The following is a 24,230-nucleotide window of genomic DNA, read 5'->3' as shown; positions in this document are numbered from 1 at the left end:
TCTCATAATCGTTAATCTTCTTGTTATTTTAAATAATCACATAACCGTTTTTATCTCGTTTGTATTTTGAAAGAATACGCCAGTTATTGAAGCCGATTTTATCAAAATGTGGCATATCTTTGAATCCACCAGTCCAATTACCGCCCCATGACCAGCCATGTTTGGCAAAAATCTTTACGCATTCATCCCAATCAGCAACTTTATCACCATCCCAATCTTTTGCAGTGTCCCAACTTGCTGTTTTGCCGTCAATTATTAGGACAATGTCCACGGCAAAACCATAGTTATGTACCGATTGACCGCCTTTAGCGTTGGTTACTTTGGGTTTTTGGTTGAATAAAGCATCTTGTTCAGCAAATGTTCTAAGCCCTTGTGAGATTCTAACTTGTGAACGTCCGTTTAAAACCTTGTTACATTCGTCAATAATGGTGTTCATTTCTTGACGTACCAATGGATGCAACAACGCAATTCTGTTTTTTGTTACGCTATCCATTGTGATTATTGAGTTATGAAGATTTCAGCCAAAACCATTGAAGAAATAAGTTCAATTGTTGGTTGTAATTGATACGTTGAAGCGTTTTGAACTGGTTTTTTGAAGACAATGGACATTTCAACACCAGCTTCAAGAGTGTTGTATTGTCTGTTTAAGATTTTGGTAGGTTTTAAATTTAAAGAGTACTCAATTTCACTTGAATCATGTCCAGTTAATTCAGTGTAGTCTTTCAACTGGTTATTTATGTTGATATTGATTTCAAGTTCAATTTCTTTATCTAATTGGTCAAAGTAATTGATGCAACCATACCCCACTATATCCAGTTGAATGGTTTCATTGTCAATTTCATCGTATGTTATGCTGAAAGGTTTGTATTTACCAACGTTTGGTAAGAACATTTGCCCTTTTGAAGTTGTCTTAATCATAAAGTATTCATTTATGATAAAACTTACACTTGAATAGGCTGTATGTAAAGTCTTTTTAGACCTTAATTTTCAAGTTGAAGGTACTTTTGTGTTTTTGGGTTGAAGTTGTCTTAAACAGCCTTATTTTCATTCTACGAATGGCTGGCGGGCTGGGTTTCCTTCCCGTAGGGGTTGAAGTTAGCTTTACCTTCGGCAGTTGATGTGGTGTACTATTTTTCAGTTGATATGATGAAGGCTTCGCCATATATCCCTTCGGGAAGTTGAAGTATGTTTTTAGTTGAAATGGGATATTATCTAAAGTTGATAATATGAAGCTACGCTTCTAAATATTAAGTAAGTTGAAATGAGATTAGTAAAATTGAATAAATTCTATTTTAAAGAAATTGATATGAAGAAACACATTTCAACTTAAATGTAATTTGTAGTAATTTGTTTATATAAAAGTTATTTAATATTTATCTAATTATTTTCTATTAATAATCTACTCTTTATCTACTTATGAAGAATCATTTTTGACAGTACCCCGAATCATTTTTGACAGTACCCCGAATCATTTTTGACAGTACCCCGAATCATTTTTGACAGTACCCCGAATCATTTTTGACAGTACCCCGAATCATTTTTGACAGTAACCATTCTGAATTTAAAACACCCATTTCAACTGGAACAAATAAAAAAAATTCAATTTACCTTGATGCGCTTTAATAAAAGTAGTAAGGTTGCCAAATCAAGAATATTCAACTTGGAAACTAGAACTTATAATAACATTTTTTGAACTTATACTTTACATATATGATATCAGATAGTATACTTATAAAAAAAACTTATGAAAGAAATTTGGTTACCAATTAATGGATATGAAGGGTTATATGAAATAAGTAATCTGGGTAATGTTAAATCAATTAGATTTAATAAAGAAAAAATATTAAAAGCTAATGATGATAGTAGAGGTTATTTATATGTTGGGTTACATAATAATGGTGTTAGTAAATATGTTAAAATACATAAATTAGTTTTTAACACCTTCAATAATATTTTAGAATCACCAAAAGGTTTTGTTGTTGACCATATTAACAGTGACAAATCGGATAATACACTAATAAATTTGAGATTGATTTCAATTAGGGATAATATTAGTAAAGAAAGAATAAATAATACTGGTTATAAAGGTGTTGTAAAAAAGGGTTCAAGATTTGCAGCAAAAATTGGTATAGGTAAAAAAACAATTCATCTAGGTACATTTGATACACCCCAAGAAGCGAATAAAGTTTACCTTGAAAAAATAAAATTATTAATGAATTAATGATTAACACTTTTTAGATTGAAATAGGATTGACAAAAATTGAAATTAGAAGTAAAATTGAAAATATGGGGTAACTAATTAGTACTGGCGATTACGTAGGAAAAATTTTTTATCAAATTATTTTTCATTTTTTGGTTTTTTGGAAAAAACCAAATATTTATTAAATACAAACAGTAAAGTTTTAAAAATCCTTGGGTGCTGATAGGTAGCTCCTATCAGCTTTCCTTACCAAGTAAAAATTAGGAGCATAACAAATAAGGAAATATGATTATGAATGAAAACATTTACCAACAATGATGAATTAACTTTCACAAAAAACTACACAAAAATCTTAGCTTGTAAAGCATTATGTCCAACTGAGAAACTTATAATTGCACGTGTTTTATCGTGGCAACAAAATGATTTGATATGTAAACAATCAAATGCTACTTTAGCCAAAGAACTAGGGTTAAGCATAAATACTCTAAAAGGCGCAATCAAAAGATTAAATCGAACACCATTTTTCAAATCTGAAGAAACTTCTGCAACCAATGAATATGATTCTTGGATAAATAGCAAAGAAATGATTATTGATGAAGTTGCTTTATTTGAATTTGTTTCATCTGGTGCTGCTAAACCTAAAGCAAAAAAACAAGCCAAAACACAAGAAACAATTAACCCAGCTGTTAATTCAATTGAAGACATGGCTGACCATCAACCAGAAAATCAATCAATACCAGAACAAATTCAACCAAAACAAGTTGAACAAGAAGATGATTTTAAAGCGGAATTGGATGCTTCTGAAGATATTTACGTAAGAATAAAAAAACAAGGATATTCAGATATTGAGTTTAAAAATAATTATGGTCAAGTCTTTTATATTCCAAATATGTTTTTAGAAAATTGGAAAGACATTTCAACAAAAAAAGGTCTAATCAATAAGATTAAAAATAGCAATAGTAATCTTCAAAAGTACTTTGATTATGACTTATACAAAATAATAGATAATTATTACCAATCTTAAAATGGAATCTTATGAAAAACTAAACCGATACCATCAATTTCTTTCAGAATTTGATTTTGATAAAATGGATAAACTGGATTTTATCTTTTATCAAACGTTCAATAAAGACCTATACTCTAAAGAAATTGAACCGCTACTTAAAAAGCTAACTGAAGCCATCGATGATGCAAAATTTATGATTGAAAAAGATTGTCAGAAAGCATTAAAAAATTATAATAATTAAGATGGATTTTGATTACCGAACGTTAGCAGTTAATTCAATTATAATTTTTCTTGAATCGGATGAAAAAACACATTCTCTCGAAAAATAAATTAAATTTCATGTACATCATTTTCATTTTCTAAAAGGTAATAATAATATCCAATTCCTTTAGGGGTAATTATAACATTACTAGAAGTATAAACTTGTACTTCATCATTATTACCTTCATAGAATGTTATTAATTCTAAATTTTCTAAAGATATTGAATTAATAAGACTAAAATTTGTGGTCTTATCAATATCGCCTTTTAAGACAGTTGAAACCATATTAATAAAAAAATTCTCTTGTTTATTTATTTTCATAATTTCAATATCACTCTGTTGTACATGAAAACTACCGTCAATTTGTTTGCCAATATATAAATCAAAATTTTTTAGTTGCAAACTAGTTTTAACATTACGATGAAAATAATAAGTATTTGAGCTTCTTAACGATATCGTTTCTTTATGCAAATTTTGAATTTCAACATCTTTAGCTATTAAATTTTCGTTTATTCTTTCAGTACTATTCTTTAGCGATTCAATATCAGAATCTTTTTGATTAATTAATTCATTAGCAATGATATATTTTTGGTTTGCACCATCTAAACTTAATGCAAGTTGTTCTTTATCATTATACAATACAGTATTTGAATTTTTTAATTCTGTAACTTCATTAAAAAACTTATCTCTATTTATTATTACATCATCATATAATTTTCTTGTAACATATAATTTGCTTAACGACTTGAAATACAATTCTGGTATAATTCTATTTTCAACCCTATAAACAAACCATCTTGTGATTACAATTAACCCATAAGATATAACCATAAATAACAAAGCAAGACCAACGTTTATTAATAACTCAATCCAGAAATTATACTTTGCACTGAAATAATTCCAAATAAAAATTTTCTTATCTATTAAAGTACAATCTTCATCAAAATTGACTAATGTGTATAATAATTCCCAGTTTCTATAAGCCCAAACTATAATCAATGTACCAAAAAATGGATTGGTAAATTTGCTTCTTATGTTTGAAAATAAAGATTGTAAAGCTTCATTCATGTTATTAAATTTAAATTGAGATTGAACTACTTGGATTTTATTAATTCAGTGTTTAAGCAAAAACCAGTTTCTTCATTATAATCTTTAATAAATTTGATTTTCGTCCATGTTCTATATCGTTTTTCAATAGTAATTTCAATACCAATTGGAAGTGTTGCAACAGTCTTAGATGTTTTATCACCTCTTTTTTTCACATGAATTACTTGTTCAGTTAATATAGTTTCACTTTTTGGTATTATCTGTTCGGTTTTAACTTCATTGACGTTACTACTTGTCTCTATATTTTTAACTATAAAGTAAACTATAAGTCCAGAAATAATACTAGAAATGATACCTACTGTTAATCCAACGGTGTATTGATTATATACAAACTTTTCAAGCTTTAATAAGAATTCATTATAAATTTCTTCATAGGATGTCTTTCCTTGAAATAATTCTTCTATTGTTTGATTAGCAATTGAAAAAATTTCTTCATTTCCTTTTGTTAATTCAGCTGCTTCAATATCTGAATCTAAATTTACTGAGAGAGCAACGCCATCGACTAGTGTTGAATTTTCATCAATTATAGATAAACCTATCAATTTATCTAAGTTATCATTGAATTTAGAATACTCACTAGAACCTTCAATTTTTTTCTCTTTAGTAAAAAATTCTGGATACGTTTCACGCCAATTAAAAGTATCAAATTTAGCACCGCTAGTTATTAATGTCTTAATCTTTGTAATATCATGATGTGATTTTAAAGCTTCTTCATGATTTTTTAAAAAATCACGAACAATATCAATCATTGATTTACTAATTGGATTAGAAACTGGCTTATAGAACTGCATTTGATTCATCATTTCTACTACCCTTCCATAAGCAACCTTTACTGAAGAATCAAAATCTTGGGTTCTTAAAGAATTAGCCATTGCTGTTACTGCTGGAACTCTATAATCAAAAGCAGATAAGTTTCTTTGCGTTACTAAATCAATCGGTGATTGTGATGAAAATGCACCAGCTAAATCAGCAATACTTTTTGCTCTATTAAATTCCCCAGTTGATTCGCCAATTTTTCTTAAAAACTCTTCATCCATAACCAATATATTTTAATCTTTAAAAATACGTTTTATTTAACAACCTTCTGTTTATTTACATTTGTGATTGAATCAGCAATTTTATTTTCTTTTATTGCTTTGACTTTATCAATTGAATCTTTAATTCGTTTGGCGTTTTGAAGATTAGCGATTGAATCTTTAACAAACAGCTTTCTTTTTTCTATCTCATTACATGAATTATCATCAAGCAAATCTTCAAACTTGAAAATTCTAATATCAGTTAGTTCTGTTCTACCTTCTTTTTCTTTAGATGGTTCCCTATGTCCCACAAATATGTATTTATCATTTGCGTAAAGAATTTCCATCTTTAACGTAGGTTCAACGCTTTTAATTTTGCATTCCAAATTTTGAATATTATTCAATTCTTTCGGTAACATAAACGCATGATGGAATGCTACTATAAAATATAAAAAACACATAAATTCAACCAGTATATAAAGTAGAATAAGTAAATCTAATTCCTTTAATCTTTTTTTCTTATCAAGAACCCAATTTTCTTCAAAATAATGCCATGATACAAATATCAAAAATGACAATAAAATATTTACTGGTAGAAAACCGAATATTGAAATTGTGTATTCAATGTTATTAATAAAATAACTAGATACACGTACCAACAAAAAAATCAACCCAATGTATATAGCAAAATAAATTACACCTTTCCATTGGCGTTTATTGTTCACAACATTTAAACTTGGTTCTTCATCTTTATCAGTTTCTTTTTCTGCTTTTTCTTTTAAAGTTTTAAATAGAAAATATATCCAGTAAACTGATAACGACATAATCGAAAGTATCAACAATACCAGAAGACCATCTGGTATCATTTGAGTCACAGAAAAGAATCGGATAAATGAAAATGAAATACTTGAAAGCTCAATTATTTGCCATAAACCACCTAATAACGGTGGTAAGATTATTATCAAATTCAAATTATCTTTTACAAAATCAAGATGTTTCTTGAAGTCCATTTTAGTATTAATTTTAATTTACTAAAATAAGCCATTTCTTATAAAACTAGAAAATTAATAATAAATGAATTCTGAAAAAATGCTTACAAAAAGAATAACCAAAATTAAATAACAATACATTTTCTACTCTTTTCAATTTTATCAAATTATTTATCCAAAATTGAAATTAAAAAAGGGAGCATTTAGCTCCCTTTCATTTTATGCTTTACCATAAACTTTTTCCCTTTCACCACCTTGAAGCCATTCATTAATTGAAAGTTCTAATGGTTGAAATTCTATACCAGTACATCCAGAATCTTCAATTTCTTTTTTAAAAGTTTCAGAAACTACATATTTACCACCGTCCTTAATAAAAAAGAAATCTTCTTTAACATTCTCATTTATATAAATTTTATCTAACGTGACTACTTCCATTTTATCATAATGAATTTTAGACACTTTAACGAATTCATCTACATTCTGTACTTCAATTGATTTTCTTTCCGTACCCCCACCTTCTTTTTTAACTCCAACACTAATTTTAGTTTGAGTAAAATCAATAATGTCTAAATTAAAGTCATAAACATTTAGCAACCAATAATCCCTATGTTCAATACCATCTTTATAGACCGAACATTGAAAAAATTGCAATCTAGTCTTTCTCTTACTTTCCAATAGATTTTTAAATTTACTACTAATCAATTTTGTAAATGAAAAACCTATAACTGAATTAGTTGATATTAAATCTGTTAAATTAGATTTTGAATGTAACAACGGGTTAGCTACTATTGGTTCTATATCAATCTTTTCAAAATGGAATTTATCAATAAACATGGGGTCTTCCCATACATCACAATGATAAATAACATCTTTAACTTGTGGGTTATGTCCTAATATTTTTTTATCTAAAGAATCTTGTATAGAATAGTACCTCATGTTTTAAAAATTTAACTCGTTTATAGGAGTATTTGGATTGTTTTGAATAGCTGTTCTTACTTCTTGTATTATTTCTGTAACTTTATCATAACACTGGTTTGGCGTAGCGTTTGGAAAGTTAGTTGAAAAATCATTAAGCTTTTGACCAATTATTGCATCATAATGAAAATGACTTCCGTTATGAACTGCACCACTCAAAGGTATTCCATTTAATGCTTCATTCAAATGAAAAGCATTTTCAGATTTAGCAGCCTTTTGAACAACTCTATGAGTTTGCTTATTTAATGGTATGATATGATGTCCCTTATTTGCGTTGCCAGTCAAAAGTCCTAAAGACTTTCTCAATTGCCTTCTACATGTTGATTCACTACCAAAATAAATAATATTATTTGGTAATACTCTCCAAGTTAATTTAACCTTTGAACTTATTGAAACAACATTATCGACCCTAACTGCATATTTTACTCCGACTGCTGCCCAACCAGCAACTGGAACAGAACTTGCTAAACTTAATGTTGCATTTACATTATCACCTTCAATTAAATATAATACTCCATTTGCTAAATCAGCTACTTCACCAACGACTGGTACTAAACCGAACATATCAAGTGTAATATGTACAAACTCTTTTGAAGCATACCAATACACTTTCAGCTCTCTCTGCCAAGCTGGCAAATTATTCCATTCTGGATGCATTGCTCTTACAACAGCACATTGGATTGTAAAATGAATATATAACGGGTCATTAGCTAACATCGCATCATTATAAGCTGCAATGTCTAAATCCATATACCCATCTACAGCATTCAAAAAATTATCATCTAACTCATTATATATTTTATCTTCATCAATTGACTTCTTAACAAATTCAAGTGTATATTCTTCAGAGTTAATTTCACTTTGTGCAAGTGATTTTATTTCTGTAACAACATTTACTGCTTGTTGTGTGGGATTATGCAAATAATAATTAAACGTCCAATACTTAAACCTTGCGACAGAAGTATTAGTCCAATTATACATATTTAAGCTTAATTGAAAAGTATTAAAATTAGTTAAAGAAAAATTAATTGCGTCTTTATTAGCTTGATTTAAAACATTCCCATTATTTCTAACAAAGTCAACAGTAGCCGCATGCATCCAATAATATTGGTTATTAGTTCTATACCCTCTAAAAATTGGATTTAATTGTAAAAAGTAACCTACTTGAGAAGATAATTGAAAATCTTCATTTGATAAATCTGGTTCCCCTTCATAAGGGTTTGGAATAAAAATACCTTCTAAAGGGTCACCACTACTGCCACCACCATTTCCAGTAGTTGGTGGTGGTGTTGTTGGAGTACCCCCAACATTAATTCCACCATTATCTTCAGCTCCACCGCCAGTACACCCTTCCCCAATTAAAACAAAGACTTGTTTCATGAGTTTTTTGCCATTTGAATCAAAACATTCTGGGTTTTCACTTGGTGTAACTAATTCCCCTTCACATTTCTCAACTTCTGTATAATATCCAATTTGAAAACACGTATCTTTTACAAAATTCTGATTACCAAAATCATACTTAAAGACATCAATACTAACAACAGAATCGTTAAAATTTGCATTAGGGTCGATATCCTCAAGCGGTTTATTCAAATTAAACTTTGTTAAAACAACATTAACTGTACCATCTGGATAATTATTAAAAACAATGTTTTCAAAATAGTTTAATCCAAAATCTTGCTTAACCTTAAAGGTGAATGATTGAAATCCATCTTCTCTTTCAACAAGGTTAACGTGCAAAGAGTCTACGGAATAACCAAATAATTCACCTCTAGCATTTACAAGATTCTTTTTTGATTGAATTTTTTCAATTGTTCTGTAAGCTTTGAGATTTATTTTCTCAACTTCTTTAAATGTTATTGTACTAGATTTAAAACCTTTCTTTTCTTTTTGAATTAATTCAACTTCATTATCTCTTTCACAACTTGACAACGCAAGAGATATTATTGAAATAAAAAGCAGTCCAAATAATTTGATTTTTTGTTTCATCTAATTGAGTTTTTACTTTTTCATTTTACATTATTGGGGCTGAAAAAGAATTATTAATACCCTATAATTCCCAAACTAAATTGTAAGACTTTTATTGTTACAAATAAATGAAAAATCTTATAAAAAATAATTTAAAAATTTGACGCAAAGTATTGCTTAAACAAATAAAAGCATATCACTAAATTTAGTGATTAACACTCCCGAAATTTAGTGATATTCAATTAAAATCATATGACACCTCAATAGAGATTAAAGTGAGAAAAACATCACTGAAATTTTAAAGGTCAAAATTTAGTTGTTCTTTTGAATTCAATTTATTCATCATTTCAATAAATGAATCCTTATCACTAAAAATTGATTGTAAACTATGTGGTTTATTTATCAAATAAGTAATTCCAGAATATTGTTCTAATTCACTTAACATTGGTGTTGGTTTGAATAAACCAATTTTTTTGTGGTAACGTTTTGCAAAATCAATTGTGTGCATAGTTCCAGAATCAACACCCATTTCAATTGGAACAACTATATCTGAAAACGCTGATTGAAGTCTATTTCTTTGAACAAAACTTTTATTACCACGATTAACACCAAAGATTAATTCAGATACCAAACAACCACCGCTATTTAAAATATCATTAGCCAGTTTATAATTTGAAGTTGGGTAAATAGTATCTAATGCATTTGGCAAAACAGCCATTGTATATTGTTTATTTTGCACAGCCTTTTCATGTGCATAAGTATCAATTCCTAATGCCAAACCAGAAACAATTCCATATTCTAATTCATTAAACCAATCAACAATTTCATAGGTGATTTTCTTAGCAAACTTGGAAACCTTTCTACTACCAACAACAGCCGACAATTTATCTAATTTTAGAATTCCTTTATAATAAATAACAAGCGGTGAATCATTGATTCTTTTTAAAGATTCTGGGTAATCATCATCGTAAAAAGTAATTGTCTTTACGTTGTAATATTCTAATTTTTCAAGTGCCAAATCAGTTTGCGAATAAGCATCAAGAATATCCTTTTCTGTAAGCAAATGTGTTTGAATCATTGAATGCAATAATTCTTCAAACGTATTATTAACATCAGCATAAGCTTTAATAACTTTGATGTTATAATTCGTTATGTATTTTAAAAGAATTATTTCTTTAAGTTCTAATTTCAAGATACTAAATGTTTTAATGATTCAATTAGTTCATCAGAATAATGTGGGTTAATTGTTCCTCTAACAGTGGTAAAATTACCAATTCTTTTATAAGTATAACCAACTTCACAAACGTCACCATCTAATTCATAATTATAAATTTTATAATCAACCCTAAATTTACCTAAAGCAATGAAAATAATTTTGTTCACACCAGCCTTTTTTAATAAATGTCTAACAGCTTCACAAGATGTTCCATGATTTGTAAAATCATCAATTATACATACATTTTTACCATAAATTAAATGACTGATTGCTGGGTTCACAATAATTGAATCAAATTCAGAATCACAACCATTTTCAACACGCCTAGTTTCACTCATAGTTTTTCGAGCAACAGAAGGTTTATGTCTAATCAAAATATCTTCTTTTTTAGGCGTTGATTTAAAAGACATTCTTAATACTTCTTTGAAGGTTTTTAATTCAACATTTTCAGCAGCTGTTGATGATGGGTAATAACCCCAGTAGTTGATTTCACTTGCTTCTTTAAAAATTTGGTAAACGCTTATCAAAGCATAAATTAAAAATGGATTTCTAAATTCTGTTAGTCCTTCTTTTAAATAATCCCTTAATTTATCACCAATTTGTCTGACCGTTTGATTATTTTCTCTTAAAGTCATTGCGTTTGTTAAACCATAAAGTTTGGTATCTTCATCAACTTGCAAAGTATAATACCATGGTTTATTAATATTAAGAAAATGGTCAATAAAGAATCTTAATCTATCAGCATTTAAAATACAAATTCCGTATTTATTAGCATAAATTCTATCTTCTGGATTATTCTGTTTAGCATAATCAGCAGTTAATAAAATAAGCTTAGAATTTGCAGCTAAAATAAAATCATCTTCTTTTGCCCCTAATACAAGCATATCATTATAGGCTATACCTAACTTGTTATTAATTGCTTGAATCAAACCAGCACCTTTTCTACCACCACCGTTAACTTGAAGTTTATAGAAATCATCTGGAATAGCTTCCAATTTTTGTTTATGAATTGAAAGTATAACAACTTTGTTTTGTTCATCCAAACTTTCAAAATGGTGTAAAACTTCTTTGATTCCATCAAAGTAATTTCCAGTTGCTTTATCAATTATCGCATCAATAGATGTTATCAGTAGTTTCATTATGTCTTTTTTTCAAAAATAAGAAAATATTGATAAATTAATATTAATATGTAATAGTATTTATGGGTAAATTCTAATGAATAATCAATGATTTAATTTAGGCGAACATTAAATAATAATTTGATACTTTTGTAAAATATTTTAAATCAAAATATAAATCGATATTTTATAAAAATAAAATGAATTTACAAGTAATTAAAAATCAGTTAGTTGAAAAATATTTTAAAAACAGCCATTATAAAAATGTAAAAGAGGCAGAATTAGGCGCCGTAGCCAAAGAAGGCATGCCAAATATTCCGGGAATGGATTTGTTTAAATAAATAAAAAAAAGGCCGTCTTAAAAAAAACAGCCTTCTTGATTAACCAAGTCTGAAAAACAAACCTTATTTCAGAACTGACTTTGAAAATCAATTCTTAAAATTGCAGAAAAAAATTAGCTTTATACTATTTGCTCAACAAAAGAAGTCAAGCAGATACAATTTTCCTAAAAAAGCAAAGGTTTTTTTAAAATTCTGGGACACAAGTAGTTTTTCTGGGGACGAGCTGAATTATCACTTAAAAATTCCAACCGGAAAACAAATGCAGTTTGAATAATGGATCAAAACCAGATACAACATAATCCTTGTTTTACATCTTTTCAACAAGATGTTACTTCGTATTCAATTCCGGAGCGATTTACGTTTCCTTTTTATTACGAGCCACATCCATTGGCTGTTTTAGCTTCAGAAGAACTACAACAACACCTTAAAAATCAAGAAGAATGGAGACATAATTTCGGTTTAGATGAAGACCAGAAAGGTTTGGTGATTGGAAAAATGTTTGGAGTTTTGGTAGTCCGTAACAGGCAAAACGAAATTGGTTATTTGGCAGCTTTTTCAGGGAAATTAGCGGGCCAAAACAATCATTCTTTATTTGTTCCGCCTGTTTTTGATATGCTTACAGAAGGTGGTTTCTTTAAAAAAGAAGAAGATATCCTCAATAAAATAAACGCTGAAATTGAAGCGCTTGAAAACAATTCACAATTTATAGCATTGGAACAACTTTTAGCTAAAGAAACTGAACTTTTCAACGTTGAATTGGAAAATTACAAAAAACAAATCAAAGCTTCAAAAAAGGAACGAAAAGCAATTCGTGAAAAGGCAGTAAATGATAATCTGGATTCGGTATCGTTCGAAAATCTTCTGGAAGAATTAAAAAAAGAGAGTTTAAAGCAGGCTTATTTCTTAAAAGATTTTACACGTCAATGGGAAGTTCGGTTAACTGAAACTCAAGAAAAAGTGGAAATTTTCACAAACCGCATTTCATTTTTAAAAGAAGACCGCAAAAACAAATCCAACGCGCTCCAACAACAACTTTTTGAGCAATACAGTTTTTTAAATGCTTGCGGAGAAACCAAAAGTCTTTTCGAAATTTTCAAAAATACTGTTCAGGGAAAACCTCCTGCCGCTGCGGGAGAATGTGCTGCCCCAAAACTTTTGCACTACGCCTATCAGCATCAGTTAGAACCGATTTGCATGGCGGAATTCTGGTGGGGTCAATCCCCAAAATCAGAAATCAGAAAACACGGCCACTTCTACCCTGCTTGTCGCGGAAAATGCGAACCGATTTTAGGACATATGCTTGAAGGCTTAGAGGTTGATGAAAACCCGATGCTTGTTAATCCGGCTGATGGTGTTGATATTGAAACTGTTTATGAAGACGATTACATTGTCATTGTAAACAAGCCTGCAGAGTTTTTATCGGTACCGGGAATCAACATTCAGGATTCTGTCTATGAGCGAATGAGGTTGAAGTATCCAAATGCAACCGGACCTTTAATTGTTCATCGTTTGGATATGTCAACTTCAGGTTTAATGCTTATTGCTAAAAACAAAGACGTTCATAAAGCACTTCAAAGTCAATTCATAAAACGAACAGTAAAAAAACGTTATGTTGCATTACTTAATGGATTAGTTTCAGCAAATGAAGGAGAAATTAATTTGCCTTTACGTGTAGATTTAGAAGACCGTCCACGTCAATTAGTGTGTTACGAACACGGAAAACCGGCAAAAACACAATGGAAAATTGTTTCTCAAAACGAGAATAAAACCAAAATTCATTTCTGGCCGATAACCGGAAGGACACATCAACTTCGTGTTCATGCTTCGCATTCGTTAGGACTGAATTGTCCGATTGTTGGAGATGATTTATACGGAACCAAAGCAGATCGATTACACCTACACGCCGAATGGCTCGAATTCAAACACCCAATAACCAGAGAAATTGTTACGTTTGAAGTAGCTCCAGAATTCTAAAGCTCGAGTTTCTGCAAGGCTTCCATCACGTAATCGTGCATTACTTGTTTATAATCCAAGTGAGTTACGATTCGTAATTTCCCTCTTCCCATAGAACTGATGTAGATGTTTTTCTGTTTTAATTTTTCCATCAAAAGATTCTCGTCAAATTGAGGTTTCACGGAGAAAATAAGGATATTGGTCTCAATCGGTTCCACTTTATCGACCCAATACAACTGCTGTAATAATGCACCAATTTCTTTGGCTCTTCGGTGATCTTCTTCCAGCCTTCCCACATTGTGTTGCAAAGCATATAAACCGGCTGCAGCCAAATACCCTATCTGACGCATTCCGCCACCCAAAACTTTACGGATTCGTAAGGCTCTGTGAATCGTTTCCTTATCACCTAAAAGCAAAGAACCAACCGGAGCGCCCATTCCTTTAGATAAACAAACTGAAATCGTATCAAACAACTCCCCATACTGCTTAGGATGCTGACGTTTAGCCACTAAAGCATTCCACAAACGCGCTCCATCCAAATGGTATTTCAGGTTGTTATCGATACAAACTTTCCTGATTCTTTTTAATTCCTCTATATCATAACAAGCTCCACCTCCTTTATTGGTGGTATTCTCAATACAAACCAAGGAAGTCTTTGGATTATGATAAAATTCCGGATCTGTCAAATGCTCTTCAACTTGAAGTGATGTAATCATTCCTCTGTTTCCATCAACTAAAGAACAGGAAACACCACTATTAAACGATGCTCCACCGGCTTCATACAAATAAACATGTGCCCATTTATCACAAATTAACTGATCGCCAGGCTGAGTATGTAATTTAATTGCTGCTTGATTAGCCATAGTTCCCGAAGGAAAAAACAAAGCCGCTTCCATTCCAAATAAGTCTGCAACCGTTTCCTCAAGTTCCACAGCTGTAGGGTCTTGCCTGTACACATCGTCACCTACTTTGGCACGAAACATATACTGCAACATTTCCGGTGTTGGTTTGGTAACCGTATCACTAACTAAATTTATTTCCATATTCTGAAAAGGAATGTCTATTTTTGTGGGTATAAAATTATGATTTTTATGGTAAATACAGAACAGATTAAGGATATTATTGAGCGCCTTGGTGCGTTAAGGAGGTACCTTTGACATCGATAAGAAGCTTATCGAGATAACCAACGAGGAGGAAAAAACCTTCGCTCCCGATTTTTGGAACAACGCTAAAGAGGCGGAAATCATTGTGCGCAACCTTCGATCCAAGAAAAAATGGGTGGAAGATTACGAAAAAGGCAACACTATGTCTGAGGAACTTCAAATCATTTATGAGTTCTTTAAAGAAGGAGATGCTTCTGAAGAAGAGTTAGACAATCAGTACCACAATACCATTTTACATATCGAGAATCTGGAATTCAAAAACATGCTTTCCGATGAAGGAGACAGCATGAGCGCCGTTTTACAGATTACAGCCGGAGCCGGAGGAACAGAAAGTTGCGACTGGGCGTCTATGCTTATGCGTATGTATTTAATGTGGGGCGAAAAACAAGGGTACAAAATCAAAGAACTGAACTTTCAGGAAGGTGATGTGGCCGGAATCAAAACCGTAACTCTAGAATTTGAGGGCGATTATGCTTTTGGCTACTTAAAAGGTGAAAACGGAGTGCACCGATTAGTGCGTATCTCTCCGTTTGACAGTAATGCAAAACGCCATACCTCATTCGCTTCGGTTTATGTTTATCCTTTGGTTGATGATACTATTGAAATTGAAATCAATCCTGCAGACATTGAAATCACAACATCCCGTTCCAGCGGTGCAGGTGGACAGAACGTTAATAAGGTTGAAACTAAAGTTCAGTTATTTCACAAACCAACTGGGATTCAGATTCAATGCTCGGAAACGCGCTCTCAACAAGATAACAGAACAAGAGCAATGCAAATGCTTCGTTCTCAGTTATACGAAATCGAATTGAAAAAACAATTGGAACAGCGTGCCGACATCGAAGCAAGTAAAATGAAAATCGAATGGGGGTCACAAATACGTAACTACGTTATGCATCCTTACAAATTAATCAAAGATGTTCGAACCAGTTATGAAACCAGCGATGTTGATGGAGTAATGAACGGAAATCTTGACGAATTTTTAAAAGCCTATCTAATGATGATGGGACAAAAAGAAGAGTAAACTCAGCATTAATATTAATAAAAAACAATGAACAAAAACTTTTACCTACTAATTTTATTAGCCCTTTCTAATTTAATCAATGCCCAAACACGATTTGAAAAAGGTTATTACATCGATAATACCGGAAACAAAACCGAAGGCTTGATAAAAAACCTTGATTGGAAAAACAATCCTACATCATTAGAATTCAAAATTACCGAAAGTGATGAACCAAAAGAACTGACAATCAATACCGTTGCTGAATTCGGAATTGATAATGCTTCAAAATTCGTTCGTTTCGACATTGATATTGAACGTTCTAAAACCAGATTATCTGATGTTTCCATTTCAAGAGAGCCTGAATTTAAAAATGAACGTTTATTTTTAAAAGAACTCGTTTCCGGAACGGCAACTTTATACAAATATGAAGAAGCGGATATGGTAAAATTCTTTTTCACATCTAACGGAAGCCCAATAAAACAGTTAGTTTACATTCCTTACAAAGCAAGTTATGAAGACACAAGGAATATTGCAGGATTAGGCATCAATGATATCTTATACAATGAAACCTACAAAAGACAAATCTGGACGTTTGTAAAAAAAGAAAATACTTCGCAAAGAAGTATTGAAAATTTAAAATACAATGAAGATGATTTAACCAAATACTTTTTAGACTATAATGGCATTGATGTTAAAAAAGTAAAAGCCTCTTCAAAAGGAAAAAAAACTTATTTTAATATAAAGCCTTCAGTTGCCTTAAACATGGCTAAAGTTAATTTTAATTATGAGAATTCTAGTGTACTTTACAACGATATTGATTTTGATTTCAAAGATACTCCTTTAAGTTTTGGTTTTGAATTTGAAGCAATCATGCCTTTTAACAACAATAAATGGTCTGTATTTCTTGAACCAAATTATATGAGTTTTAAGTCGAATACAACTGAAAAATATTATTCTTATACATTTGAACGTAAATCTGAGATTAAAATGTTTCAACTTCCTATAGGAATAAGACACTATTTCTTTTTAAATAACAATTCTAAAATATTTGTAAACCCGTTTGCAAATGCTCAGTTTATTAGCAAAAAAAGTTACGTAAGAGATTTAGAAACTCGAACTTTTGATCTTTCATTCGGTCTAGGTTTAGGTTTTGCCTACAAAAAAATGTTCTGTGAATTAAGACATTACTTAAGCTCAAATATTTCTCCATATGTTATTACACAGATGAACTTCAGTAATACTTCTTTTGCTTTAAAATATGAAGTATTCTCTACCAAAAAGAAAAGCTAATTCGCTTTAAATATTTAAAACAAAAAATCCCGATGCAAACACATCGGGATTTTTATTTCATGAAAAAAATATTCTAAATAAATATCTTTAATAAGTAGTACATAATTCCTGCAATGGCAGCTGATACCGGAATCGTTAAAATCCAAGCCCATAATAAGCTGATGGTAACTCCCCAACGTACCGCAGAAACACGTTTTGTAATTCCAACCCCGATAATAGAACCGGTAATTGTGTGCGTTGTAGAAACCGGAACTCCTAAATGCTCTGTAATATATAACGTTGCAGCACCCGCAGTTTCAGCAGCAACACCTTCTAAAGGCGTTACTTTTGTAATTTTAGAACCCATAGTTTTGACGATTTTCCAACCGCCACTCATGGTTCCCATAGCGATTACAACGAATGAAGCTAAAGGCACCCACCACCAAAAATCATCATCAACAAACAATTTAAAACGTTCTTTAGATTCCGCAGCCATATAAACCGCATCACCTAATTTCATTTTATAACAGATAACCGCAGCTCCGATAATACCCATTACTTTCTGAGCGTCATTTCCTCCATGTCCTAAACTAAATAGTGCCGAAGAAACCAACTGCAATTTCTTGAACCATTTATCGGCTTTGTGAGGATTTGCCTTTCGACAGATATTCAGAATGAGTATTGTTATCAGATAGGCCATTATCATCCCGACCAAAGGTGCACAAAAAATAAACAAGAAGGTTGGAATAACTTTTGCATAGTTGATAACATCAACAGTTTCTCCATTGATAACTGCAGAAAGCGCACCGGCATGTGCCAATGCTGCTCCCATAAAACCTCCTAATAAAGTATGTGATGAAGACGATGGAATCCCAAGTTTCCATGTTACTAAATTCCAAACAATTGCCGCAATCAATCCGGCTAAAATAACCTCAAGAGTAATGAAGTTCTCGTCTACCGATTTTGCAATCGTGTTACCAATTTTAAATTCTCCAATCCAATATTTTGAAATAAAGTAAGCGGCAAAATTAAAAACTGCTGCCCACAACACCGCCTGAAACGGGGTCAAAACCTTTGTAGCAACAATCGTAGCAATTGAATTGGCCGCATCATGGAAACCATTGATGTAGTCAAAAATCAATGCTAATACAATGATTATTATAAGTAGTGTAAAATCCATAAGATTAATTTCGAAAAGAAACCCGATTACGAGTGTTTAACAACGATAGACTCCAAAACATTCGCTACACCTTTACATTTGTCGGTAGCTGTTTCCAATGAAGATAACACTTCTTTGTACTTAATGATGTTCTTAGCATCGGTTTCATTTTCAAAGATGTCAGCAACAGCTTTATCGAATACGTTATCCGCTTTGCTTTCTAATTTGTTGATACGTTTACAAGCATCGGTAATTGCTTTCAAATCGTTCATACCTTTCAAATCCTGAATCGCTTTTGAAATTAACTGACAAGCTTCAAGGTTGATCTCCGTTAATTTACGGATGGATTTTGTGATTTTTTCAACTTGATACAAACGCATTCTGCTTGCTCCACCGTGCATATAATCAGCAACATCATCCATTGCTTTAATTAACGCGTGAATATCTTCACGATCGAATGGAGTAATGAAATTGCGGCTTAACTCAAGGTGTGTTTTATGAGTTATTTCCTCAATATTCGCTTCTAATTCTTCAATTTTCTTGTAATAATCTTCTCTTTCGTTTTTTGGAGCATTAACTGCCTCATGAAGTGTGTCTGCCAATAACGTTAAGTTTGAAGCAGCTTGTTCGAACAATGGAAAGAACTTTTTGTCTTTCGGTACCAAAAATTGGAAAATACTGTTTAATGACATGTGTGTGTTAATTTGTTGCTGCAAAAGTACCGGTGCAATGTTAAGTTAATGTTAAGTTAATAACAATTCAAGTTTAATAATACAGGTGAGAAACTGTATCAATTCGCTATTTCACAGAACAAAAAGGTTTTGTATTTTAGCCAACCAAAATTAACAAATCAGTATAAACAACGAACTAAAATGGACTTAAACTTCAACAAAAACGAAGATCATAACAAACTTTTGCTTTCCGATTTAAAACAACGTCTGGCCAAAGTAAAACTGGGCGGAGGTGAAAAACGAATCGCAAAACTTCACTCTGAAGGTAAAATGACAGCCCGTGAGCGCATTGAATATTTATTGGATAAAGGCTCCAAGAGTATTGAAATTGGCGCTTTTGTTGGAGACGGAATGTATAAAGAACACGGAGGTTGTCCTTCCGGTGGTGTAGTTGTTAAAGTTGGATATGTTAACGGAAAACAATGTGTAGTTGTAGCCAATGACGCAACGGTTAAAGCTGGAGCCTGGTTCCCGATCACGGCAAAGAAAAACCTTCGCGCACAGGAAATCGCAATGGAAAACAAGTTGCCAATCATTTATTTAGTGGATTCGGCAGGAGTTTATTTGCCTTTACAAGATGAAATTTTCCCTGATAAAGAGCATTTCGGACGTATTTTCAGAAACAATGCCATTATGAGCAGCATGGGAATTACACAAATTGCCGCTGTTATGGGAAGTTGTGTTGCCGGAGGTGCTTATTTACCAATCATGAGCGATGAAGCGCTTATCGTGGATAAAACGGGAAGTATTTTCCTTGCGGGAAGTTATCTAGTGAAAGCTGCCATCGGTGAAACAATTGACAACGAAACTTTAGGTGGAGCCACAACTCACTGTGAAATTTCAGGAGTTACCGACTATAAAGCCAAAGACGATAAAGATGCATTAGATACTATCAGAAATATTGTTGGCAAAATTGGTGATTATGACAAAGCCGGTTTCAACAGAATTAAAGCAGAAAAACCAGCTTTAGATGAAAACGAAATCTTTGGAATCCTACCAAAATCAAGAGCGGAACAATACGACATGATGGAGATCATCAAACGTATGGTCGATAATTCTGAAGTTGATGAATATAAAGCTGGCTACGGACAATCTATCATCACAGCTTATGCCCGAATTGATGGCTGGGCTGTCGGAATTGTGGCGAATCAACGTAAAATTGTAAAAACAACAGGTTCAAAAACCAAACCAAGTGAAATGCAGTTTGGCGGTGTAATTTACTCTGATTCAGCAGATAAAGCTACTCGTTTTATTGCTAACTGTAATCAGAAAAAAATTCCATTGGTATTCATTCACGATGTAACCGGATTCATGGTAGGATCAAAATCCGAACATGGCGGGATTATTAAGGATGGAGCTAAAATGGTGAATGCTGTTGCCAATTCCGTAGTTCCAAAATTCACTGTTGTAGTAGGTAACTCTTATGGAGCGGGTAATTATGCTATGTGTGGAAAAGCGTACGATCCTCGTTTAATTTTCGCGTGGCCAAGTGCAGAATTAGCTGTTATGGGAGGCGCACAAGCTGCTAAAGTTTTATTGCAAATTGAAGAATCTGCAATGAAAGCCCGTGGAGAAGAAATCACACCAGAGAAAGAAGAAGAACTGTTCAACAAAATCAAATCGCGTTACGACGAACAGGTTTCCCCTTATTATGCAGCTTCCCGTTTATGGACCGATGCCATCATTGATCCGTTAGATACCCGAAAATGGATTTCTATGGGAATTGAAGCGGCTAACCACGCTCCTATTGAAAAACAATTTAATTTAGGGGTGATTCAGGTTTAATCCGTTACTCTATACTTAACCAAATCCAAAACAATCATAATTAGATGAGAAAGCTTTTATTTTTATTTATTATCCCGATATTTTTTTCGTGTTCGAAAGACGAAGCTCCTGCTGCTCCGGAACCTGTAACTTTGACTACAAATCCTGCACAAAACATCAGTGGTTTAGATGCAAAAATTACAGGTACAATTTCTTCAATGAATGGCGTTAGTGGCAACATAGGTGTTTGTTGGAGTGAATCTCCCAATCCAACTTTAGCAGATTATAGCGCTGCTTCAGGCAGCAGTACCAACGAAATCGTGAGCATCATTACTGTAAACAAATCTAACACCTTATATTATGTTAGGGTGTTTGCACAGATCGGGAATGAAATAAAATACGGAAATACGATAACGTTTACCTCTCAAGCTATAATTACTTCCGTATTGGCTACTGATATTTTAACAACTTCTGCATTATTAAGAGGTTATTCAATTGAATCTGCAAATTTTGATATCGCTCAAAGAGGTTTCTGTTACAGTACCCTACCAAACCCTACAATTACCAACAATATCAGATATACCTCGGGTGGTGAAGGATATTATGAAGTAACCGCTACTGAGTTACAACCAAATACCACCTATTACGTACGCCCTTATATCAAAGAAGATTTTGGTGCAGTACATTATGAACAAGAGTTCACTATCAAAACAACAGGTTATACTGGACCTGGAGGCGGTTATGTAGCTTATGACAAAGGGGAATTCACCAATGGCTGGAGGTATTTGGAGATCAATCTAACCCGACTTCATTACAATTATCCAACAACATGGGATGCAGAATGGGGATGTTCCAGCTCCTTTTTAGGACAAACTTCAACTGCTATAGGAACTGGGCTTGAAAATACCCAACGAATTATCAGTACTTGTGGTTCGGCAAATTCAGCTGCAAAGCTTTGCTCCAATGCTGTTCTTAACGGTAAATCGGATTGGTTTTTACCTTCAAGAGATGAAATGTTCACCATAAGAAAGTCATTATTAGGAGTTAACGTAGGTTTTGAAAATTCCTGGACTTCATCTGAAATATCAATTTCAAGTGCCTATGTAATTTATTATGATACTTTTAATTCTGAATACACCTATAGAGACAGTAATAAAAGTTATTCCTGGGCTGTATATGCTGTAAGAAGATACTAAGGTAACGTAACAATATTATTAAATCCGCTACAAATGGTTAGCGGATTTTTTATTTCTGTATCTATGAAAAACATTTTAAGCATTAGCTTTTTAGCTTTAACATTACAGCTTTCAGCTCAAAATTTCACCAGAAAAGACAGTTTACAAGGTGGATTACGACCGGAACGCACAAGTTTCGATGTACAACGTTATGATTTAAACATCAAAATAAATCCAGAAGAACGAACTGTTGCCGGATATAACGATATCACTTTTAAAGTAATAGAGCCTACTTCCAAAATACAAATCGATCTTTTCGAGAATATGAAAGTGGACAGTGTTGTCTTTAACAAGAAACAATTGACTTATAAAAGAGACAATCATGCCGTATTTATAAATCTGCCTGAAAAGCTAAGTCCGGGTAAAGATGGAAAACTTCGCTTTTATTATTCCGGAAAACCGGTCATTGCAAAACGTGCTCCTTGGGACGGAGGTTTTGTTTTCACTACCGACACTCAAAACAAACCTTGGATCGCAGTGGCTTGTCAGGGATTTGGAGCCAGTTGCTGGTATCCTGTAAAAGATTCCCAAAGCGACGAACCGGATTTTGGTGCTACAGTAAAAGTTGCAGTGCCTAATGGATTAATGAACATTTCCAACGGACGCTTTTTAGGTTCGGAGGATTTAAAAAATGGTTATACCCGTTGGGATTGGGAAGTAAAAAATCCTATCAATACTTATGATGTGACCGTAAATATTGGTGATTATGTTCACATAAAAGACAATTACAAAGGCCTGGATTTGGATTATTATGTTTTACGCGCCAATGAAGAAAAAGCAAAAAAACATTTTGAAGCCGATGTAAAACGCATGATGGACTGCTTTCAGTCTAAATTCGGAAAATATCCTTTTACGGAAGACGGTTATAAATTGGTGGAAACGCCTTATTTAGGAATGGAACATCAGAGCGCTGTGGCATACGGAAATAAATATCTAAAAGGGTATTTAGGCATGGACAGAAGCTTTACAGGCATAGGCATGAGCTTCGATTATATCACAATTCATGAAACCGGTCACGAATGGTTCGGAAACAGCATCACAGCCAAAGACATCGCCGATATGTGGATTCATGAAAGCTTCACCACCTATTCCGAATGTGTTTTTGTGGAATGTACCTTAGGGTATGATAAGGCTCAACAATACGTGAACGGTCAAAAACTGAACGTTCGAAATGATCGCCCTATTATTGGAAACTACGGTGTAAACAGTGAAGGCTCTGGAGACATGTACGACAAAGGCTCCCTTATGTTGAATACAATCAGACACATTATTAATAACGATGAGCTTTGGTGGAAACTGCTTCTTAAATATTCCGAAACCTATCGTCATAAAATTATCGACACCAAAACTGTGGCAAACTTTTTCAATAAAGAATCCGGCTTGAATCTGACTCCTGTTTTCGATCAATATTTGCGTTACAAAGATGTTCCGGAATTGGAAGTGCGTCAGAATAAAAAATATGTTGAAGTTCGTTGGAAAACCGATGTTGCTAATTTTTCTATGCCTGTTGAATACACTTATGAAGGAAAAAGAGCAAGAATAAATCTTACCAATTCGTGGACGAAATTATCCAATAAAGCTAAAACAAACTCTATTGAATTTGATAACAAAAAAATGTTTTTTACAATAAAAAAACAAACCATAAACAACTAGTAAACAATTACATACAAAAATTCACTTTGTCGATTTTAACCATTCGTTCAACGAGAAAATTACACCAATTTATTTCTTATTGATAATTTAGGGTAATTCAAAT

General features: G+C 32.4%; 22 protein-coding genes. 10 read left to right on the top strand and 12 right to left on the bottom strand.

What is annotated here, in order from left to right; genetic code table 11:
• Positions 1-28 precede the first annotated feature (28 nt).
• Together LZZ90_RS08265 and LZZ90_RS08260 are read right to left on the bottom strand one after the other, a co-directional pair.
• Positions 29-493, bottom strand: coding sequence for a M15 family metallopeptidase (locus LZZ90_RS08265; RefSeq protein ID WP_237790218.1), 465 nt, complete (start codon positions 491-493; stop codon positions 29-31).
• A gap of 5 nt (positions 494-498) precedes the next feature.
• Positions 499-918, bottom strand: a complete 420-nt coding sequence (locus LZZ90_RS08260; protein WP_237790217.1) for a hypothetical protein — start codon at positions 916-918, stop codon at positions 499-501.
• An 826-nt stretch (positions 919-1,744) separates the two neighbouring features.
• On the opposite strand from LZZ90_RS08260, the gene LZZ90_RS08255 reads away from it, so the two are divergent.
• The 3 genes from LZZ90_RS08255 (at position 1,745) to LZZ90_RS08245 (ending at position 3,447) form a co-directional block, all read left to right on the top strand.
• The gene (locus LZZ90_RS08255; RefSeq protein ID WP_237790216.1) at positions 1,745-2,221 is read left to right on the top strand and encodes an NUMOD4 domain-containing protein; all 477 of its coding nucleotides are present in this window, start codon (positions 1,745-1,747) and stop codon (positions 2,219-2,221) included.
• Positions 2,222-2,495: 274 nt separating this feature from the next.
• On the top strand, positions 2,496-3,224 hold the full coding sequence (locus LZZ90_RS08250; RefSeq protein ID WP_237790215.1) for a helix-turn-helix domain-containing protein: 729 nt from the start codon (positions 2,496-2,498) through the stop codon (positions 3,222-3,224).
• A gap of 1 nt (position 3,225) precedes the next feature.
• Complete coding sequence (locus LZZ90_RS08245; RefSeq protein WP_237790214.1) at positions 3,226-3,447, top strand: hypothetical protein; 222 nt, start codon at positions 3,226-3,228, stop codon at positions 3,445-3,447.
• 89 nt (positions 3,448-3,536) lie between these two features.
• Here the strand turns inward: LZZ90_RS08245 and LZZ90_RS08240 are convergent, their stop codons facing one another.
• The 7 genes from LZZ90_RS08240 to LZZ90_RS08210 form a co-directional block, all read right to left on the bottom strand.
• Positions 3,537-4,535 (bottom strand): hypothetical protein, encoded by a 999-nt coding sequence (locus LZZ90_RS08240; RefSeq protein ID WP_237790213.1) that lies wholly within the window; start codon positions 4,533-4,535, stop codon positions 3,537-3,539.
• A gap of 26 nt (positions 4,536-4,561) precedes the next feature.
• Positions 4,562-5,611 carry a hypothetical protein gene (locus tag LZZ90_RS08235; RefSeq protein WP_237790212.1) on the bottom strand — a complete coding sequence of 350 codons (1,050 nt, stop codon included), beginning with the start codon at positions 5,609-5,611 and terminating at the stop codon, positions 4,562-4,564.
• 32 nt (positions 5,612-5,643) lie between these two features.
• On the bottom strand, positions 5,644-6,600 hold the full coding sequence (locus tag LZZ90_RS08230) for a hypothetical protein (RefSeq protein WP_237790211.1): 957 nt from the start codon (positions 6,598-6,600) through the stop codon (positions 5,644-5,646).
• 198 nt (positions 6,601-6,798) lie between these two features.
• Positions 6,799-7,515: an imm11 family protein gene (locus LZZ90_RS08225; protein WP_237790210.1), complete on the bottom strand. Its 717-nt coding sequence runs from the start codon at positions 7,513-7,515 to the stop codon at positions 6,799-6,801.
• Between the two features lie 3 nt (positions 7,516-7,518).
• Entirely contained in the window at positions 7,519-9,543 is a 2,025-nt protein-coding gene (locus LZZ90_RS08220; protein ID WP_237790209.1) for an AHH domain-containing protein, read from the bottom strand.
• A gap of 277 nt (positions 9,544-9,820) precedes the next feature.
• A complete protein-coding gene (locus LZZ90_RS08215) occupies positions 9,821-10,714 on the bottom strand; it encodes a DNA-processing protein DprA (RefSeq protein WP_237790208.1) in 894 nt (297 codons plus the stop codon).
• Positions 10,711-11,877 carry a phosphoribosyltransferase gene (locus tag LZZ90_RS08210; protein ID WP_237790207.1) on the bottom strand — a complete coding sequence of 389 codons (1,167 nt, stop codon included), beginning with the start codon at positions 11,875-11,877 and terminating at the stop codon, positions 10,711-10,713. Before LZZ90_RS08210 ends, LZZ90_RS08215 begins: the two co-directional genes overlap by 4 nt.
• Before the next feature lie 179 nt (positions 11,878-12,056).
• Here LZZ90_RS08210 and LZZ90_RS08205 point away from each other — a divergent pair, with 179 nt between their 5' ends.
• Together LZZ90_RS08205 and LZZ90_RS08200 are read left to right on the top strand one after the other, a co-directional pair.
• Positions 12,057-12,197 carry a hypothetical protein gene (locus tag LZZ90_RS08205; protein ID WP_237790448.1) on the top strand — a complete coding sequence of 47 codons (141 nt, stop codon included), beginning with the start codon at positions 12,057-12,059 and terminating at the stop codon, positions 12,195-12,197.
• Between the two features lie 273 nt (positions 12,198-12,470).
• Positions 12,471-14,171 (top strand): RluA family pseudouridine synthase, encoded by a 1,701-nt coding sequence (locus LZZ90_RS08200; RefSeq protein WP_237790206.1) that lies wholly within the window; start codon positions 12,471-12,473, stop codon positions 14,169-14,171.
• On the opposite strand, the gene LZZ90_RS08195 is transcribed toward LZZ90_RS08200, so the two are convergent.
• Positions 14,168-15,193 carry a low specificity L-threonine aldolase gene (locus LZZ90_RS08195; RefSeq protein WP_237790205.1) on the bottom strand — a complete coding sequence of 342 codons (1,026 nt, stop codon included), beginning with the start codon at positions 15,191-15,193 and terminating at the stop codon, positions 14,168-14,170. The genes LZZ90_RS08200 and LZZ90_RS08195 overlap by 4 nt on opposite strands.
• A 48-nt stretch (positions 15,194-15,241) precedes the next feature.
• On the opposite strand from LZZ90_RS08195, the gene prfB reads away from it, so the two are divergent.
• Together prfB and LZZ90_RS08185 are read left to right on the top strand one after the other, a co-directional pair.
• Positions 15,242-16,337, top strand: a protein-coding gene (gene prfB, locus LZZ90_RS08190) for a peptide chain release factor 2 (RefSeq protein WP_237790204.1) whose coding sequence is annotated in 2 segments (ribosomal slippage) — positions 15,242-15,304 and positions 15,306-16,337 — 1,095 coding nt in all. Because the reading frame shifts where the segments join, the coding sequence is not laid out codon by codon here.
• 27 nt (positions 16,338-16,364) lie between these two features.
• A complete protein-coding gene (locus LZZ90_RS08185) occupies positions 16,365-17,606 on the top strand; it encodes an outer membrane beta-barrel protein (protein WP_237790203.1) in 1,242 nt (413 codons plus the stop codon).
• 73 nt (positions 17,607-17,679) lie between these two features.
• Here the strand turns inward: LZZ90_RS08185 and LZZ90_RS08180 are convergent, their stop codons facing one another.
• Together LZZ90_RS08180 and LZZ90_RS08175 are read right to left on the bottom strand one after the other, a co-directional pair.
• On the bottom strand, positions 17,680-18,765 hold the full coding sequence (locus tag LZZ90_RS08180; RefSeq protein WP_237790202.1) for an inorganic phosphate transporter: 1,086 nt from the start codon (positions 18,763-18,765) through the stop codon (positions 17,680-17,682).
• A gap of 26 nt (positions 18,766-18,791) precedes the next feature.
• Positions 18,792-19,436 (bottom strand): DUF47 domain-containing protein, encoded by a 645-nt coding sequence (locus LZZ90_RS08175; protein WP_237790201.1) that lies wholly within the window; start codon positions 19,434-19,436, stop codon positions 18,792-18,794.
• Between the two features lie 180 nt (positions 19,437-19,616).
• Between LZZ90_RS08175 and LZZ90_RS08170 the strand changes: the two genes are divergently transcribed.
• The 3 genes from LZZ90_RS08170 to LZZ90_RS08160 all read left to right on the top strand — a co-directional run bounded on the left by LZZ90_RS08170 (position 19,617) and on the right by LZZ90_RS08160 (position 24,127).
• Entirely contained in the window at positions 19,617-21,260 is a 1,644-nt protein-coding gene (locus LZZ90_RS08170) for an acyl-CoA carboxylase subunit beta (protein ID WP_237790200.1), read from the top strand.
• Between the two features lie 44 nt (positions 21,261-21,304).
• Positions 21,305-22,435: a DUF1566 domain-containing protein gene (locus tag LZZ90_RS08165; RefSeq protein ID WP_237790199.1), complete on the top strand. Its 1,131-nt coding sequence runs from the start codon at positions 21,305-21,307 to the stop codon at positions 22,433-22,435.
• Positions 22,436-22,498: 63 nt separating this feature from the next.
• Positions 22,499-24,127 (top strand): M1 family metallopeptidase, encoded by a 1,629-nt coding sequence (locus tag LZZ90_RS08160; protein WP_237790198.1) that lies wholly within the window; start codon positions 22,499-22,501, stop codon positions 24,125-24,127.
• The last annotated feature ends 103 nt before the right edge of the window (positions 24,128-24,230 follow it).

The sequence above is a fragment of the Flavobacterium sp. SM15 genome, from assembly GCF_022012335.1.
Taxonomy (GTDB): Bacteria; Bacteroidota; Bacteroidia; order Flavobacteriales; family Flavobacteriaceae; genus Flavobacterium.
Note: the sequence above shows the minus strand (reverse complement) of the source record. Positions and strands in the feature narration are given on the sequence as shown.